Source organism: Neptuniibacter sp. 2_MG-2023, assembly GCF_030547495.1.
In the GTDB taxonomy this organism is placed as follows: domain Bacteria; phylum Pseudomonadota; class Gammaproteobacteria; order Pseudomonadales; family Balneatricaceae; genus Neptuniibacter.
Genome location: NZ_JAUOQC010000011.1, coordinates 46,899 through 62,809, shown reverse-complemented (window position 1 = coordinate 62,809; position 15,911 = coordinate 46,899). Strand labels below are relative to the sequence as shown.

The following is a 15,911-nucleotide window of genomic DNA, read 5'->3' as shown; positions in this document are numbered from 1 at the left end:
TTTTAATCTCTTTGCTTATTGGCTTGAGCGTCAGGGCTTTCAAGTAGGAGTTCAGAAGCTCTGTCAGCAGCATCTTGGAAAGGTTCTAAGATGAGGTCTACACCAAGTAACTCTAACTCTTCTGTTTCTAGCTTGCTTTGTGACACTGTTGCCAATTTCCCTGTAAAGCCTGCAGAACGTGTTAATTGAATGATGGTTTTTCGAGTATCTTCAGATGAAAGTCCCGTATGGTGGTGGGGAATCGTTGTGACAATCCAGCGTGCATGCCGGAGAGGTAGCTCGGTTATAAATTCGGCATCAGTGACATCACCATACTGAGTATCTAACCCGATTTTATTCCAATGTTTGATCGTGGCAGGGTTAAAGTCGAGCCCTAAAACCTTGACCCCTTTCTCTCTAAGCCGCATCGCTATAGCGGTGCCTAAACGGCCTAACCCAAAGATAATAATAGGGTAGCTGCCACTGGCGTGAGTTTCCTCGGGCTGTTCTCGTGGTGCTCCTCTGCGCTCAAATATACCTAAAACGGGTTCAAGCAGCGTGTATAGCTGGTGGGAGTAGGTGATCATATAGGTTGATGCCGCAATAGTGACGATACCGACAAGTGTAACTAGACCTAGAATATCTTGCTGTAGGTGTCCTAAGCTGATCCCCATCGCAATAAAAATCAGTGAGAATTCACTAATCTGTGCCACGGTTAAGCCAGCGAGAAAGCCTGTTCTCTTACGGTAGCCCATAAGGCCCATAATAATTAAAACAATTAGAGGGTTTCCTATAAGAACAAACAGTGAAAATATCGCTGCGCCCGTTATATGGGAACCAAGGAGAGATAGATCCAGCGTTGCACCTAGTGCAATAAAGAAAAACAGCAGAAGAAAGTCTCGTAGTGGTGCGAGCCTTGCTGCAATACTTTCACGGTAAGGTGTAGAGGCGAGTGCCACACCCGCAAGCAGGCCGCCGACTTCCATGCCTAGGCCTACAAAATTGCCTATTGCTGCGAATAATGTTGCTTGAGCTATAGCATAAATAACTAATAGTTCGGGAATTTTTGCGAGTTTCTCGGTAAGTGGGTTGGCAATATAGCGGACAAAAATAATAACAAATAAAAGTAAGCTGAAGCCGGAGATCGCTACATTCCAAGCTGATGCATCACTGGCATTTCCGTGGCTATCTCCTATACCTATTGCGGCGAGCACAATCATTGCTACGACCACCACTAGATCTTGGACAATTAGAAAGCCAAGTGCGATTTGACCATGTAATGAGTCAATCTCCCTTTTGTCTGACAAGAGCTTAACGATAATAATAGTCGATGAGAACGTGAGTGCGACTGCAACGTAGAGGCTCGTCGTATGGCCCAGTCCAAGCCCAAGTCCTATAAAGTAGCCAATAATGGAGGTGAACGCGACTTGGCCGAGGCCTGTCATTAATGAGACACCACCTATAGAGCGAATAAGCTTTACATCAAGCTTAATACCAACAAGAAATAGGAGTATGGCAATCCCTAGCTCTGAAAGAAGGGTGATCTGCTCTTTGGAATGAACAATATCAAGAATGGATGGGCCCGCAATTAAACCGACAGCGATAAAACTCACGATTAGCGGCTGTCTCATCAATAAACCGATGAAACCTATTACGGTAGCCAAGACCATCAAAGCAGTAATTTCGGTGAAGGTCGATTGGGTTATTAATTCGACTAGACTCATATATTAAAACTCATTCCTTGTATTTGTAATTTATGCTGTTGCCTGTTTTTCTATTCTTTTTTGGGTGGAATTCCTATTAAAGAAATACTGGTTTTATGCAGTGATCTCTACCGTTAATAACATGAGTTAAAGTAATCATGTTGGCTGGCGAATACAATTGACGCCGGTTAAAGAAACAGAGGATAGATAACTAAAATAGAGTATCTATACATCTTCGCTTGCTTTAGATTGTTTTTGTTAGGCACTCAATTTAAGTCCAACAGAAACAATCCGAATACCATCCGTTTCTTTGACGATAATTTTTACAAGTCCAAGTTGAACTCGGTCGCCTACAACGGGCGTACCGTGGAACTGTTTGGTTAAGTACTGTTCAACGGTCATTTCCGCATTTATTGGGTCGAGCTCAAAACTATACTCTTTAGCTAAATCAGCCATTTTGGCGTTAGGTAATAAAGCAAACTCACCAAAAAAACGTTTAGCTTTAAGCATAGGTGATTGAGTGTCTGGAGCAAAAATACGTCCTAAAGCTGCTCTTGCCTCACTTGTTGCCAAAATCATTACTTGGTCTTCAGGTATAAGTTTTTGCTCTTCTGTATTGCTTATTAACCGCCCGTGCCTAATGACACCCACCATCTGGCAAGTATCAGTTAAGGGTATATTCGTAGCTGATGTACCAATAACACTGCTTCCCGCTGTTATAGGGTAGATTAAGAGATCTTTATCTAAGTCATGTTTGATAGTGAGATGTAAATAATTGGGCTCGGGTGATGTTGGGGGAAGCTCAATTTTTAGCCATCTCGCCATAGGCGCAATAGTCCAGCCTTGAAGTACCAATGATATAAGTACAACGAAGAAGACTAGATCAAAATATGTTTGTGTATGTTCTAAACCCGCTAAGGATGGGAACAGCGCCAAGATAATAGGGACCGCACCACGTAACCCGCACCAACCGATAAAGACTTGTTCCCTCCACGGGAAATGGAAAGGTAGTAAAGACACCGCTACAGCGAGAGGTCTGGCAATAAAAATAAGCACAAATGCGATAGCGATAGCGGGAATAATGATCGGTATCATATGGCTTGGTGTGATGAGCAAACCGAGCATCAAAAACATACCAATTTGGCTTAACCATGCTATACCGTCATGGAAACGATGAATCTCGTTACTGTAAATAAGCGGGGTATTACCAATGATAACGCCCGCTATAAAGATTGCGAGAAAGCCACTGCCATTAAGTAGGTTGGTTACGCCAAAGATGCAGATGCCGCCGGCTAAAGCGAGAAGTGGATAGAGTGATGATGGAAGTGGCAAACGCTTAAGTAGCTGAGCGACTATATGGCCACCCGCGAAGCCGAAAGCTAGACCTAGCCCCATCTGACTGAGTAGCTCGCTCGCAATTGTCCAGCCTTGGCTACTACTATCGCTAAGTTGAAGTAGTTGCACTAAGGTAATTGTTAAAAAGATCGCTATTGGGTCATTAGATCCTGACTCGATCTCTAGGGTTGCGCTTGTCCGTTCTTTTAAATCTAAACCAGCGCTTCTTATTAAGCCAAAGACTGCTGCAGCGTCAGTCGATCCAACGATGGCGCCTATTAATAGCCCATCGAGGAGCGGTAAGCCTAAAATAATATGCGCGGCATAGCCTGTTATGCCTGCAGTGGCGATAACACCAACGGTGGCTAATGAGAGTGCGGGTTTTAGACTGACACGAAAGCTCTGTGTTTTTGTGCCGAGCCCACCATCAAAGATAATAATGGCAAGCGCGATATTGCCGAAGAGAAAGGCCACATTAAAATCGTCAAACTTAATACCGCCGATTCCATCTTCCCCTGCAAGCATACCTAATACTAAGAAAACCAATAAAACAGGCGCGCCAATACGACGAGTCAGTACGCTGGCAACAACACATAGCATTACCAGTAAGCCGGATAAGAAAATGTATTGATAGGTTAGGTCGATGGTCATGCAGTGCCCTTAGTCAAAATTTGTATAGTGGTGGTTTGTAGATTGGCCGACACTCATTAGTGTGATTGATATGAGCGTTATTCCCTGCGTTACTTTGTGGTTCCTCCTTTTTTGCGTATACGGTTCAGTTTTTGTGATGGGGTTGGGACAAAATAGATATAAATGCGCTGCTAAATTTAGAATCTGCATAGGTGTTACACAGATGACTAAGGGTATTGTTTCAGCATTTATTATTGTTTTAGGTGATACGCCTGCAAGCGCTAAAGCCCCAAAAGGGTAAGATCATTATTAACTGATCTGTTTCTAATTACTTATGGGCCCAGTTGAATATTTCAAGGATCTGAGTGGTTATTAATATGCCCATTCTAGCATTTAAATACGGCGCCACAATATGCTTTATAGGGTGGAAGGGAAATCTCAGGGGCTTTATATAAAAGTTTTTATTATTTGATCTGTTTACTTATTTTGTTGGTGCGAACGTGAAATTAACTACAGATGGCCTGCCAGCCTTTGATTTAGTGTTTATTGTTTTTTCTTGGGTAGTTGAATAGATTATGTTTAGTATCTTTTTAGTGATATTTGCCCTTTATTTCTAGGAAATAAATATCTTGATTTGGTACTAAAGAATAGGGTGTGTATTCGAATTAATTTTTTCTATTCGCGTGTTAGAGGGGGTCTGTTTTATCGTTGATAGCGTGTTAAATACTTTCTCCTAATCCGTCTAAATCGGCTTCAGAACTCATTTGCTCGATTGCAAAAAAAGAATGGAAATATTTTACGCAAGGAGGTGAACGTTTACATTTATTCTTGAGTAAGATAAAAGGCTGTTATTCGTTTAAGAGAATGTAATGGCGTCGTAGGTTGTTTTCTCTGCGGCATTGTAAAACAGGTCTCGTGTATAGAAGTAAAAGGTATTGGCTGATATGAGTGAAGTAAACCTAGAGAGCCCCTCGCTACCCAATATAGATGATGCGTTGCTGGATCTACCATCGTTTGGAAAGTGTATCGGAAAGCAGAGTGAGCATGCGCCGCGTTTGTTATTACTCTATGGGTCTTTACGAGAGCGTTCTTTTAGTCGTTTGGTCATTGAGGAGTCTGCACGGTTATTAACTCGTTTTGGCGCGGAGGTGAAAATTTTTAACCCTGAGGGATTACCTCAGGTGGATGCTGCAGATGAAAATCATCCTAAAGTGCAAGAGTTGCGGGAATTGATGATGTGGTCTGAGGGGCAAGTGTGGTGCTCTCCTGAACGTCATGGTGCGATGACCAGTATATTTAAAAGCCAGTTAGATTGGGTGCCTTTAAATATGGGAGGGGTTAGGCCGACACAAGGCAAAACGCTTGCTGTTATGCAGGTTTGTGGTGGTTCGCAATCGTTTAATGTTGTGAATCAACTTCGCGTGCTAGGTCGATGGATGCGGATGGTTACTATACCGAATCAGTCCTCTGTTCCTAAGGCGTACCTAGAATTTGATGACAACAATAGAATGAAGCCGTCGCCTTACTACAACCGTATTGTGGATGTTATGGAAGAGTTAATGAAATTCACTTTATTGCTGCGTGATAATAAAGACTATTTTGTGGATCGTTATTCTGAGCGTGTAGAAACTGCCGAGCAAGTGAGTGAGCGGGTTAACCAGCGATCGTTATAAATGTGGAGTCTCGGGTTGATTGATCCCTGTTTTTGTTCTGCCGTTTGCGAATGTAGTAGTGTGCAAAGGGTTGAGTATGACGGATGATCGATCATGCAGAGGCAAATGAATTTTGGTAAATGATGCGTAGAGATAAACGATGATAGTTATCCATCACAATCCAGACTGCGGTACATCGAGAAATGTGCTTAAAATCATCCAAGACTCAGGCTATTCACCGGTAGTGATTGAGTATATTAAAGAGGGCTGGACTAAAGCTCAGTTGCAAGGCTTGCTTGCAGCTGCTGATTTAACCCCACGTCAGGCCCTTAGAACAACTAAGTCTCCTGCGGAAGCCTTAGGTTTGTTAGATGAAGCTGTCTCGAATGAGGTGATTTTTAGCGCAATGTTAGAGCACCCCATTTTAGTCAATAGACCTATAGTGTGTAGCCCAAAAGGCGTTAAGCTGTGCCGTCCGAGTGAAGTCGTGCTTGATCTTTTAGACCGCTGGCCCACAGGTCCCTATTACAAAGAAGATGGGCAACAAGTTTTAGATACCTTAGGGCAACGGTTTATTTCGAGCCAGTAAAGCCTTTTTTCTGGGGCCGCCTTCTACGCTTAACCTTCTGCAATCAGGCTGGTGGGGGGGGGTCCTACGTTCACAGACTCAGTGTTTCTATTTCTGCGAGGCAAGCCGGCTTGGTTTCACTGCCTTACAGCTGTATTCGAGGATGGATATAGTCTAGAAACGCAGTAATTCGACTGGAAAGGGTGGTGTTACGGTAGTAGACCGCATGTACCAACTCGCGGTTACTTGGGCTGGTGATATGATTATCTAGCACTTTAACCAGCCGTCCGTTGGCCAAGTCTTCACAAATCATAAACTCGGATAGCAGTGCCAAGCCTTGTCCAGCCAAGCAAAGTTGGCGAATGGTTTCACCGCTGCTACTGCTTAGGGTTGTGGACAGTGCAACATGACGGGTAAGGGGCCAGCGATTCAGGTGGGGCGCATCGGCAAAGCCAATGATTTTGTGCTGTTCTAGCGCTTCGGGGGTTTCCGGTGTGCCTTGTTGAGCAAGATATGAAGGAGAGGCGACGATATGCAAAGGGCTGCGTCCGAGAAAGCGGGCATGCAAGTTTGAATCCTGTAGGGTACCAATGCGAATTGCCAGATCCGTCTTGCGCTCAATCAGATCAATGATGTTTTCATTGGCTACAAGTTCTAACTCGATCTTTGGATAGCACTCACAAAAGCCTGCTACCAGTGGGACTAACTGGTGCAGGATAAAAGGAGTAGCGGCGTCCACTCTGAGCCGACCTGCCGGTATACCTTTTAAGGTTCTGATCTTTTCTTCCGCCTCTGCCAGCTGATGCAGCCCGTTTCTGACCAGCTCGCTAAAAATGCGGCCTTCTTCAGTGAGTTCCAGCTTGCGGGTGGTGCGATTCAGCAATGTGCAGTCTAAATCCTTTTCTAGTCGGCTGACAGCGCGCGACACCTTGGCAACTTGAATATCTAGGATGCGGGCGGCGGCTGAGAAGCCGCCGCTATCAATCACGGTTAGCAGAATCTCAAGATCTTCAGTACGGGATATTATTGCCATATATGTAAAGGTATTTTGTCACTGATGCTGTTTTTGTAAAAGATAGCAGTAGGCATACTCCGTAGCAACTAAAACATACAAGGAGATTGAAATGCCTATTGCTCTTTTTGCGCTGACACTCAGCGCATTTGCAATCGGTACCACCGAGTTCGTGATTGTTGGTTTGGTACCTACTATCGCCCAAGACCTGGGCGTTTCCCTACCTTCTGCGGGACTATTAGTCAGTCTTTATGCATTGGGTGTTGCTATTGGGGCGCCTGTCCTTACAGCCCTGACTGGGCGCTGGCAGCGTAAAAATGTGCTGCTGGCGGTAATGTTATTGTTCGTAGTGGGTAACCTGCTGGCTTGGATGGCCCCTACTTACAGCTCACTGATCACTGCGCGTGTCTTGACTGGCTTGGCCCATGGGGTGTTTTTCTCAATTGGATCAACCATTGCAACTAGTTTGGTGCCACGTGAAAAAGAGGCCAGTGCTATCGCTATCATGTTTACTGGCTTGACTGTTGCATTGGTCACAGGTGTGCCTTTGGGGACCTGGATTGGTCAGAACTTTGGCTGGCGTGCGACCTTCATGGTTGTGGCTGCTCTAGGGTTAATTGCGCTGATCGGTAGTGCATTGCTTGTGCCAAAGAATCTCAAACAGGCCCCGCCTGCACGTATTGCCCAGCAGCTAAGCGTATTGACTCAACCACGCCTGCTGCTGGTCTATGCCATGACTGCGGTTGGTTACGGTGGCACTTTTACCGCTTTCACCTTCCTTGCTCCGATTTTGGAACAGGTGTCCGGCTTTGAATCGGGTGCTATAGGCCTAATCATGCTGGTCTACGGTGTATCGGTTGCCGTTGGTAATATTTGGGGTGGTCGTATGGCGGATCGTATGGGGCCGATCAAGGCATTACATATAATCTTTACTGCACTAGCACTTGTACTGTTAGCGTTTACCTTTACCGCCGGAAATCAGATTGCTGCTGTTATCACCATTTTAATTTGGGGAGCCTTTGCCTTCGGCAATGTACCTGGCTTGCAAGTGTATGTAGTTCAGTTGGCAGAGAAGTACACACCGCAGGCAGTTGATGTGGCCTCGGGGCTGAATATCGCAGCGTTCAATGTCGGTATTGCATTGGGTTCGATCCTCGGAGGGGTTGTAATAGAAAGAATGACACTGATGGATACCGCTTGGATTGGAGCACTGATCGTTGCATTGGCACTCGTGCTTACTCGACTGTCCGGTTTTCTCGACAAGCGTGACCAGCTACAGACCATCTGAAGACACGAGAGTGCAAGGGCGAAGCCTAGCTTCGCTCGGGAGTTGTTTAAATGAATCTTGAAAAACTGACTCAGGGCGGCTTTTCCATCGGTGTGGAACTGCCTCTAGATAATGACTGGTCAGCAAGCGGCGATGCTAATCGAAAGCGTGATGGCCGCCCCTTTGGTGTTCCGGATATGCAGCATCATGCAGAGTTGATTAAACAGGCTGATGATCTTGGGTTCCGTGCCGCTTGGGTGCGTGATGTACCCTTGTATGACCCTGATTTTGGTGATGCTGCACAAATATTCGAAACCTTTACCTATCTGGGTTATTTAGCGTCCCATACCCAAAATATTCTATTGGGAACGGCGGCTGTGGTATTGCCATTGCGTAATCCATGGTTGGTGCGTAAGGCTGCCGCAACGGTACAAACGTTAAGTAATCAGCGTTTGTTGTTGGGGGTTGCTAGTGGTGACCGTCCTAGTGAGTATCCTGTTTTCGGCGTTGATTTTCATAGTCGGGGTGAAAGCTTCCGTCAGGCTGTAGAAATTCTGCGCGGGGAACAGGACAACAAATTGGCCAGTGGTATGCGGGTATTACCGGATGCACCGCAGCCTCCTTTACTGGTTGCCGGTTTAGCCCAGCAAAGCCCCGCTTGGGTTGGGGATAACATGCAGGGCTGGTTGGCCTATCCGGGCGCCCCTGAGGACCATGTTAAACGCGTTGGGTTATGGCGTGACGTTGCCGGAGACAAACCTTATATCAGCTTTATTCATCTTGATCTTGTGGATAACCCGGACGCACCGATTAGGCGCCATCGTTTTGGTGTCAGTACCGGTGTGAAAGGATTGATTCAAGAACTGGAATCCATGAACGCAGCGGGGGTGGATCATATTGGATTACATTTCCGTCGTAACCAGCGACCGCTGGACGAAACCTTTGAACAGATCGGTAAATCAGTATTGCCGCTGTTTCATACCTAAAATAGGAGTTATACAACATGAAAACGATACCATCTTTGGGAATGGGGACCTTCCGACTGGAAGGAGAAGTGGCTTACAACGCTGTTAAAATGGCGTTGGAAACAGGCTATCGTCATATTGATACGGCGCAGATCTACGGTAACGAAGCTGAAGTAGGTCAGGCGATTGCCGACAGTGGTTTGGCTCGGGATGAGTTTTTTCTGACCACTAAGGTTTGGCTAGACAACCTAGGAATGGAGGTCTTCAAATCCAGTGTTGAAGAAAGTCTTCGCAAGCTGCAGGTCGAAGCGGTTGATCTACTGTTGATTCATTGGCCGGATGTCAGTGGCAAAGTTGAAATGGACAGCTACCTTGAGCAACTGCTTGAAGTACAACGGAAAGGACTGACTCGATTGATTGGTGTATCCAATTTTACGAATGCACAACTGGACGAAGCTGTTGAGATTCTGGGGGCTGATGCGATTTTTACTAACCAGGTTGAAGTTCATCCTTACCTGCAAAACCGCCGCGTTATTGATCATTGCCAAGCAAAAGGCATTCAGGTGACCGGCTTTATGCCGCTGGCCGTTGGCAAGGTAATGCAGGACAAAGTACTACAGGCTATTGCGGCCACTCATAACGTGACTGTGGCTGAGGTCGTACTGGCTTGGCAGCTACAGCAGAACCTTGTCACCATTCCATCATCCACCAAACGCGTGAACCTAGAAACCAACTTGAAATCTGTAGAGCTTGTTTTGAGCGATGACGAGATGGCGAAAATTGCCCTCTTGGATAAAGGTGAACGTATTGCCAACCCTGAATTTTCCCCAGAGTGGGATTAAGTAGGAGATAAACTAAGTATGAGTACCATTGAGCCATTGCCGGAACAGATGAAAGCTTGGGTTTGGTCTAAGGAGGCTCGTGTGATCAGCTTATCAGATCAGGCCGTTCCGACATTGGCTCAGCACGATGTCTTGATTATGAACAAGGCGGTTGGACTGAATCCCGTCGACTGGAAGTTTATTGAGACCGATTTGGGTGGTCGCTGGTCGCATGGGCATATTCCTGGCGTAGACGGTGCAGGAGTTGTGATCGCGGTTGGTGATGCGTCCAATCAGCATTGGTTGGGAGCCGCTGTGTGCTATCACCAGTCACTATACCGTAGCGGTAGCTTTGCCGAATACACGGCAATTGATGCCCGTACCCTGATTAGTTTACCTGAACAAATGACTTGGAGGGGCGCTGCAGCATTCCCTTGTCCAGTGATGACTGCTTGGCAGGCTATCGAAAAGGTACCAGTCCAGCAGGGAGTAGATATTCTGATTACCGGCGCTGGGGGGGCCGTCGGACGTATATTGGTTCAATTGGCGCGTGCACGTGGCTTCAAGGTGACGGCGCAAGCATCGCGTAAACGCCACAGCGAATTGTCTGAATTGGGGGCGGATTTATGTATCGAGTCGACAGAGCAACTGGCGCAGCCCTTCTATGCGATCTTCGATACTGTCAGTGCTGAGCATGCGGAGCGGCTGGCTTCAGGTGTGGAGGCCAACGGGCATCTGGTCTGCATTATGGGGCGGCTGGAAAAGGCGGCTGTACCGGTATTTTCCACTGCTATATCCCAGCATGAAGTGGCGCTTAATGCTTTGCATGGCACAGGTTCAGTTGTACAGTGGCAACGTTTTACTCAGATGGGTGAAAAGCTGCTCAATCAGTTTTATCAGGGTGAGCTTAAAGGGCCTGATATTCATGTAGTTAAATTCGATCAGTTGGCAGAGGCGTTGCGGGAGTTTAAGAGCAATCGTAAGGCCCTCAAATACACTATTGAACTGGCATAGGAACGCTTTTCTGTTCTATTTTATAACGGTTCTAAGGTGGATCAGGCGCACGGGGCAACTGGGGTTTGATATAATGCCCATGTGCTTTGTTTATCAGCTTTTAACCTCAAGGCTTAATGCAAAAATCTAATAGCGAGGATTAATATGGCAGATCTTTTTACACCGGTTCAGCTCGGTGCTCTAACACTGGATAATCGTGTACTGATGGCGCCTTTGACGCGTACTCGCGCTGATGCAGACCATGTCCCCACTGATCTTATGGTCGAACACTATGCCCAGCGTGCTTCAGCGGGCTTGATCATTGCCGAAGCCACCATGGCAATGGAAGGTAACTCGGCATTTTGGCGTGAACCTGGTATCTACTCCGAGGCTCAGGTTTCTGGCTGGAAGAAAGTCACTGACGCCGTACATGCCAAGGGTGGCAAAATTTTCTTGCAGATCTGGCATGGCGGTCGCGCTTGCCATCCCTTGCTGAATGAAGGTCGTGTACCGGTCGCGCCGAGTGCTATGGCTATCACCAATGATGAAGTTCACACGCCAGAAGGGAAGAAGGCTTATACCGTCCCCCGTGAACTGGGTGATGAAGAGATTCCGGCCATTATCGAAGGTTTTCAAGTGGCAGCGGAAAATGCTAAGAGAGCCGGTTTTGATGGTGTTGAAGTACACGGCGCGAATGGTTATTTACTGGATGAGTTCTTGCGTGATGGCGCCAACCACCGTAAAGGTCCTTATGGTGGCCCGATCGAAAATCGTGCTCGTTTGCTGCTAGAAGTTCTAGACGTTGTAACTCAAGTTTGGGGCAGCGACTGTGTTGGTGTGCGTCTGTCGCCGTTGAATAGCTTCAACAGTATGAAAGACAGTGACCCAATTGCGCTGGTTACTTGGTTGGCCAAACGCCTAAATGACTTTGATCTGGCATATTTACACCTTATGCGTGCTGATTTCCTTGGTGAACAGCAGGCCGACGTGGTGACGCCTGTACGTGAATACTACCGCGGCCATTTGATGCTGAATATGGGCTATACCGGTGTCGAAGCCAACACTGTTATCGCTTCAGGTCAAGCCGATAGTATCGCGTTTGGTGTGCCCTTTATCGCCAATCCTGATCTGCCGGAGCGTTTGCGGAATGATGTAGAACTGAATCAGGCAGACCCTGCTACTTTTTATACTCAGGGCCCCGAAGGCTATATTGACTATCCGATTATCAGTGAATTGGCAAACGCCTGAGGCAGGTGCGGAGGTCTTTAGCCCCTCAGCTTATAGGAGAGATGAATTTAGATGATCCATGTTATCGCCACAATAAAAAAAACCAAGGGTGCAAAAATAAAGTGCTGGAAGCGTTGCTCGCAATTCAACCTAAAGTGCTTTTGGAAGAGGGTTGTCACCAGTATGAGCCACTGGATGATGTGCAAAGCGAACTGCCTAGGCAAGTGTCGTTTCGATCAGACACTATAGTGCTTATAGAACAGTGGGAATCTGTTGAGAATCTTAAAACTCATCTAGCAACACCTCTTTTGAAACAGTATCAGAAAATGGTGGGAGACTGGGTGCAGAACGTCAGTTTACAAGTTTTAAAAAGCGTCGATAAATTATTGTAGTTTTTTAAGGGGGTTGACGGTTTAAAGCAGTAGGTGTTGAATCTTTGGAGGTTTTTTGCTGCTATTTTAGCAAATAATAATATGACATGGGTTCTAGCTCTATTGCTGCCTGTCGACCTATACTGCTTATGCTTTACTTGTTTCTTTTTTTGGGGTGGAGTGATTTGTTGCTCGTCTTGATGATGTTAAAGAAACAACTTTTAATCCCCTCCAATACTCGGTATCCCGGCCAACGGCAACTACAACACATCATGTGTGTAAGTCGACAGACGATCATCGTTTTTTGTAGCAAGGAGTGTGTGGTTTAGCCGTAGTTGTTCATGAGCGGGGCGTTAATGGTAACCAATTAAATAATCATTGATTGTTTATAAAGTCCAGATCAGCGAAAATAGCCGCCAATTACGATTAACATAATGGATGTCACACGCAAGGCGCCAAAAAGGGGCTTTCTCAATGTGTACCGCTCCGGTCTAAACTAAAAGAATTTATTAATGGCTGATCAGCATTTTCTCGATGAAGTAAACAAACGCAGAACCTTCGCTATTATCTCGCATCCTGATGCGGGTAAAACGACGATTACTGAAAAGTTGTTGTTGTTCGGACAGCTTATTCAGCAAGCGGGTACGGTTAAAGGTAAAAAAAGTGACCGCCATGCTACCTCTGACTGGATGTCTATGGAGCAGGAACGTGGTATTTCTATCACCTCTTCTGTTATGCAGTTTCCCTATAATGGGCGCATGGTTAACCTGCTGGATACGCCGGGCCACGAGGATTTCTCAGAAGATACCTATCGTACATTAACGGCTGTAGATTCAGCGTTAATGGTAGTGGATGGGGCTAAAGGTGTTGAGGCGCGAACCATTAAGTTGATGGATGTTTGTCGTCTGCGAGATACACCAATTTTTTCGTTTGTGAACAAAGTTGACCGTGAGATTCGTGATCCAATTGATCTGTTGGATGAGATCGAAGAGGTGCTTAAGATTGAATCAGCGCCGATTACATGGCCAATAGAAGTCGGGCCTCGTTTTAAAGGAATCTATAACCTTTATACCGATACCATCCATGTCTTCACTCCGGGTCAAGGCAATACTATTCCTGATGATATTCGTATAGAGGGTTTAGAGAGTGATGAAGCTAAAACGTTGTTAGGTGAGCTTTATGATGACTTTCTTGAAGAGATTGAACTCGTTCGTGGGGCAACTCATCAATATGATCAAGAGGCGTTTTTAGCGGGTAAGCTGACCCCAGTATTTTTTGGTACAGCTTTGGCTAACTTTGGTGTGCGTGAAATGTTGAATGATTTTGTGAAGTGGGCGCCAGCGCCGATTGCACGATCTACCATTACACGCCCTGTTGATCCTGCAGAAGATAAGTTCAGCGGTTTTATCTTTAAAATTCAGGCGAATATGGATCCAAAACATCGTGACCGTATCGCCTTTATGCGTATCTGCTCTGGTAAATATACTAAGGGTATGAAAATGCGCCATAGTCGTATCAATAAAGATGTCAAAATTGCCGATGCGGTAACCTTTATAGCGGGTGACCGTGAAAACGTTGAAGAAGCGTGGTCAGGCGATATTATTGGTTTGCATAACCATGGAACGATCCAGATCGGTGATACATTTACTGCGGGCGAGGATCTGAAATTTACCGGTATTCCTCATTTCGCGCCAGAGATGTTTCGTCGTGTGCGTCCTTTAGATCCTCTTAAAATGAAGCAGCTGCAGAAAGGCTTGCAGCAGCTATCCGAAGAGGGGGCTGTGCAGCTTTTTCAGCCGTTTAAAAACAACGACCTTATTTTAGGGGCCGTTGGTCAATTGCAGTTTGATGTTGTTGTTTTCCGCTTAAAGGATGAATACAAAGTCGACTGTAAGTATGAGCCTATTAGTGTTCAAACTGCGCGTTGGGCTGACTGTGAAGATGAAAAAATTCTGGCAGAGTTCCAGAAGAAAAATCATGATAACTTGGCGCTTGATGGTAGTGGTTTGTTGACCTATCTTGCACCGACACGGGTTAATTTAAGTTTGGCTGAAGAGCGCTGGCCGGATGTTGCTTTTAGAGCAACGCGCGAACACTGATTGTTTCGTAGTTTGTAAAGGCTTGGCGTAAACTTGCGTCCAAGCCTTCCTCCTATTACTCTGCTTTGATGCAGCTTATTGATACCCATTGTCATATCGATTTCCCACAGTTTGAGTCGTCTCGAACTGAGGTGTTAACGCGTGCCGCTGAAGCGGGTATCCGTCATATTATTGTTCCTGGTGTTAATGCGGCGGGTTGGGGTGGTATTGAAGCCTTATTTTTAGCCCATTGTAAGAATAGGCCTCGTCTTCATATAGCGCTAGGATTGCACCCTTGTTTCCTTCATGGACACCAGTCTCAAGATCTTGAGCAGTTGGAGCAACTGTTATCGTCTAAACCTGTATGCGCTGTTGGTGAAATAGGCTTGGATCTCTTTATCCCGCAGGCGGATCTGGATGAACAACTCAGATTTTTAAAACCCCAGTTGGCGCTGGCTGAAAAGTATCAGCTTCCTGTTTTATTACATGTTAGAAAGGCCCACGATCAGATGCTTAAGCAGCTGAGGTTATTTAAGCTTACTCGAGGTGGGATTGTGCATGCTTTTTCCGGGAGTGAGCAGCAGGCTCATCAGTATATTGAACTTGGGTTTAAGTTAGGACTTGGTGGGACTGTGACTTATGAGCGTGCACAGAAATTAAGACGTACAGTGCAAGCTATAGCGCTAGAACATTTTGTTTTAGAGACTGATGCGCCGGATATGCCGTTGAGTGGCCATCAAGGTAAGCCTAATGAGCCTTGTCGGGTATTGGATGTTGCCAAGGTCGTTGCGGATCTGAAGGACTGTACGCTAGAGGAGGTTGCTGCAATCACCTCTCAGCAGGCGTTGCAGCTTTTTAATATAGATCAGTCAAGCGTTGTCGATTAACTGCCAGAGTCAAATAGATCGTTTAGGATGCTGGAGAGTGTGTTCCAGACTAGATCAGTCGTGTCGTTTTTAGGTACTTTAAAAAATCGACCCTCATTGCCCACGGGCGTTGCTTTATAACTCCCATCGTTGGGGTTCATGATCATCAACATTAAGGATACCGGATAATTCGGGCCTTTGACTTCTTGGTTGTAAGCCTTTTCGATGGGATACAGTTCGCCACGAGAGGAAACAACCTTAGTCATATCTTTGCAGCGTTTACTGTCCCCTTCACAAAAGAATCGGTATTTAGTATCGATCAAGTAATAGCTAGTATCTGTTTCAGCTTGGAAATCCGGTGTTATAGCATCCATATTAATACAGCCATTAAGACCTATGATTGCTATTAGGGTGATGAAAAAACGCATCGCCAGTTCCTTATAA

The 15,911-nt window shown here is 45.9% G+C and carries 14 protein-coding genes; 10 read left to right on the top strand and 4 right to left on the bottom strand.

The features are described from left to right. Window positions 1–2: 2 nt before the first annotated feature. Window positions 3–1,703, bottom strand: coding sequence for a cation:proton antiporter (locus tag Q4486_RS11450; RefSeq protein ID WP_303416335.1), 1,701 nt, complete (start codon window positions 1,701–1,703; stop codon window positions 3–5). Between the two features lie 237 nt (window positions 1,704–1,940). Continuing rightward, entirely contained in the window at window positions 1,941–3,668 is a 1,728-nt protein-coding gene (locus tag Q4486_RS11445; protein ID WP_303519507.1) for a potassium/proton antiporter, read from the bottom strand. A 923-nt stretch (window positions 3,669–4,591) separates the two neighbouring features. Between Q4486_RS11445 and arsH the strand changes: the two genes are divergently transcribed. Continuing rightward, the gene (arsH, locus tag Q4486_RS11440) at window positions 4,592–5,320 is read left to right on the top strand and encodes an arsenical resistance protein ArsH (RefSeq protein WP_303416337.1); all 729 of its coding nucleotides are present in this window, start codon (window positions 4,592–4,594) and stop codon (window positions 5,318–5,320) included. Between the two features lie 139 nt (window positions 5,321–5,459). After that, window positions 5,460–5,888 carry an arsenate reductase (glutaredoxin) gene (gene arsC, locus Q4486_RS11435; RefSeq protein ID WP_303519506.1) on the top strand — a complete coding sequence of 143 codons (429 nt, stop codon included), beginning with the start codon at window positions 5,460–5,462 and terminating at the stop codon, window positions 5,886–5,888. 124 nt (window positions 5,889–6,012) lie between these two features. On the opposite strand, the gene Q4486_RS11430 is transcribed toward arsC, so the two are convergent. Further along, window positions 6,013–6,894 (bottom strand): LysR family transcriptional regulator, encoded by an 882-nt coding sequence (locus tag Q4486_RS11430; RefSeq protein WP_303519554.1) that lies wholly within the window; start codon window positions 6,892–6,894, stop codon window positions 6,013–6,015. A 97-nt stretch (window positions 6,895–6,991) separates the two neighbouring features. Here Q4486_RS11430 and Q4486_RS11425 point away from each other — a divergent pair, with 97 nt between their 5' ends. The 8 genes from Q4486_RS11425 to Q4486_RS11390 all read left to right on the top strand — a co-directional run bounded on the left by Q4486_RS11425 (window position 6,992) and on the right by Q4486_RS11390 (window position 15,488). Then, window positions 6,992–8,167: an MFS transporter gene (locus Q4486_RS11425; RefSeq protein ID WP_303519504.1), complete on the top strand. Its 1,176-nt coding sequence runs from the start codon at window positions 6,992–6,994 to the stop codon at window positions 8,165–8,167. A 50-nt stretch (window positions 8,168–8,217) separates the two neighbouring features. Next, entirely contained in the window at window positions 8,218–9,132 is a 915-nt protein-coding gene (locus Q4486_RS11420) for a TIGR03571 family LLM class oxidoreductase (protein ID WP_303519502.1), read from the top strand. A 17-nt stretch (window positions 9,133–9,149) separates the two neighbouring features. Continuing rightward, window positions 9,150–9,953 (top strand): 2,5-didehydrogluconate reductase DkgB, encoded by an 804-nt coding sequence (gene dkgB, locus Q4486_RS11415; RefSeq protein ID WP_303416341.1) that lies wholly within the window; start codon window positions 9,150–9,152, stop codon window positions 9,951–9,953. 18 nt (window positions 9,954–9,971) lie between these two features. Next, window positions 9,972–10,946, top strand: coding sequence for an alcohol dehydrogenase catalytic domain-containing protein (locus Q4486_RS11410; RefSeq protein WP_368500065.1), 975 nt, complete (start codon window positions 9,972–9,974; stop codon window positions 10,944–10,946). A 144-nt stretch (window positions 10,947–11,090) separates the two neighbouring features. Then, window positions 11,091–12,173, top strand: a complete 1,083-nt coding sequence (locus Q4486_RS11405) for an alkene reductase (protein WP_303416343.1) — start codon at window positions 11,091–11,093, stop codon at window positions 12,171–12,173. Window positions 12,174–12,214: 41 nt separating this feature from the next. Continuing rightward, a complete protein-coding gene (locus Q4486_RS11400; protein ID WP_303519499.1) occupies window positions 12,215–12,544 on the top strand; it encodes a putative quinol monooxygenase in 330 nt (109 codons plus the stop codon). A gap of 491 nt (window positions 12,545–13,035) precedes the next feature. After that, window positions 13,036–14,622, top strand: a complete 1,587-nt coding sequence (locus Q4486_RS11395) for a peptide chain release factor 3 (RefSeq protein WP_303416345.1) — start codon at window positions 13,036–13,038, stop codon at window positions 14,620–14,622. Window positions 14,623–14,690: 68 nt separating this feature from the next. Then, a complete protein-coding gene (locus Q4486_RS11390) occupies window positions 14,691–15,488 on the top strand; it encodes a TatD family hydrolase (protein ID WP_303519498.1) in 798 nt (265 codons plus the stop codon). Here the strand turns inward: Q4486_RS11390 and Q4486_RS11385 are convergent. Beyond that, a complete protein-coding gene (locus tag Q4486_RS11385; protein ID WP_303416347.1) occupies window positions 15,485–15,895 on the bottom strand; it encodes a hypothetical protein in 411 nt (136 codons plus the stop codon). The genes Q4486_RS11390 and Q4486_RS11385 overlap by 4 nt on opposite strands. Window positions 15,896–15,911: the final 16 nt, after the last annotated feature.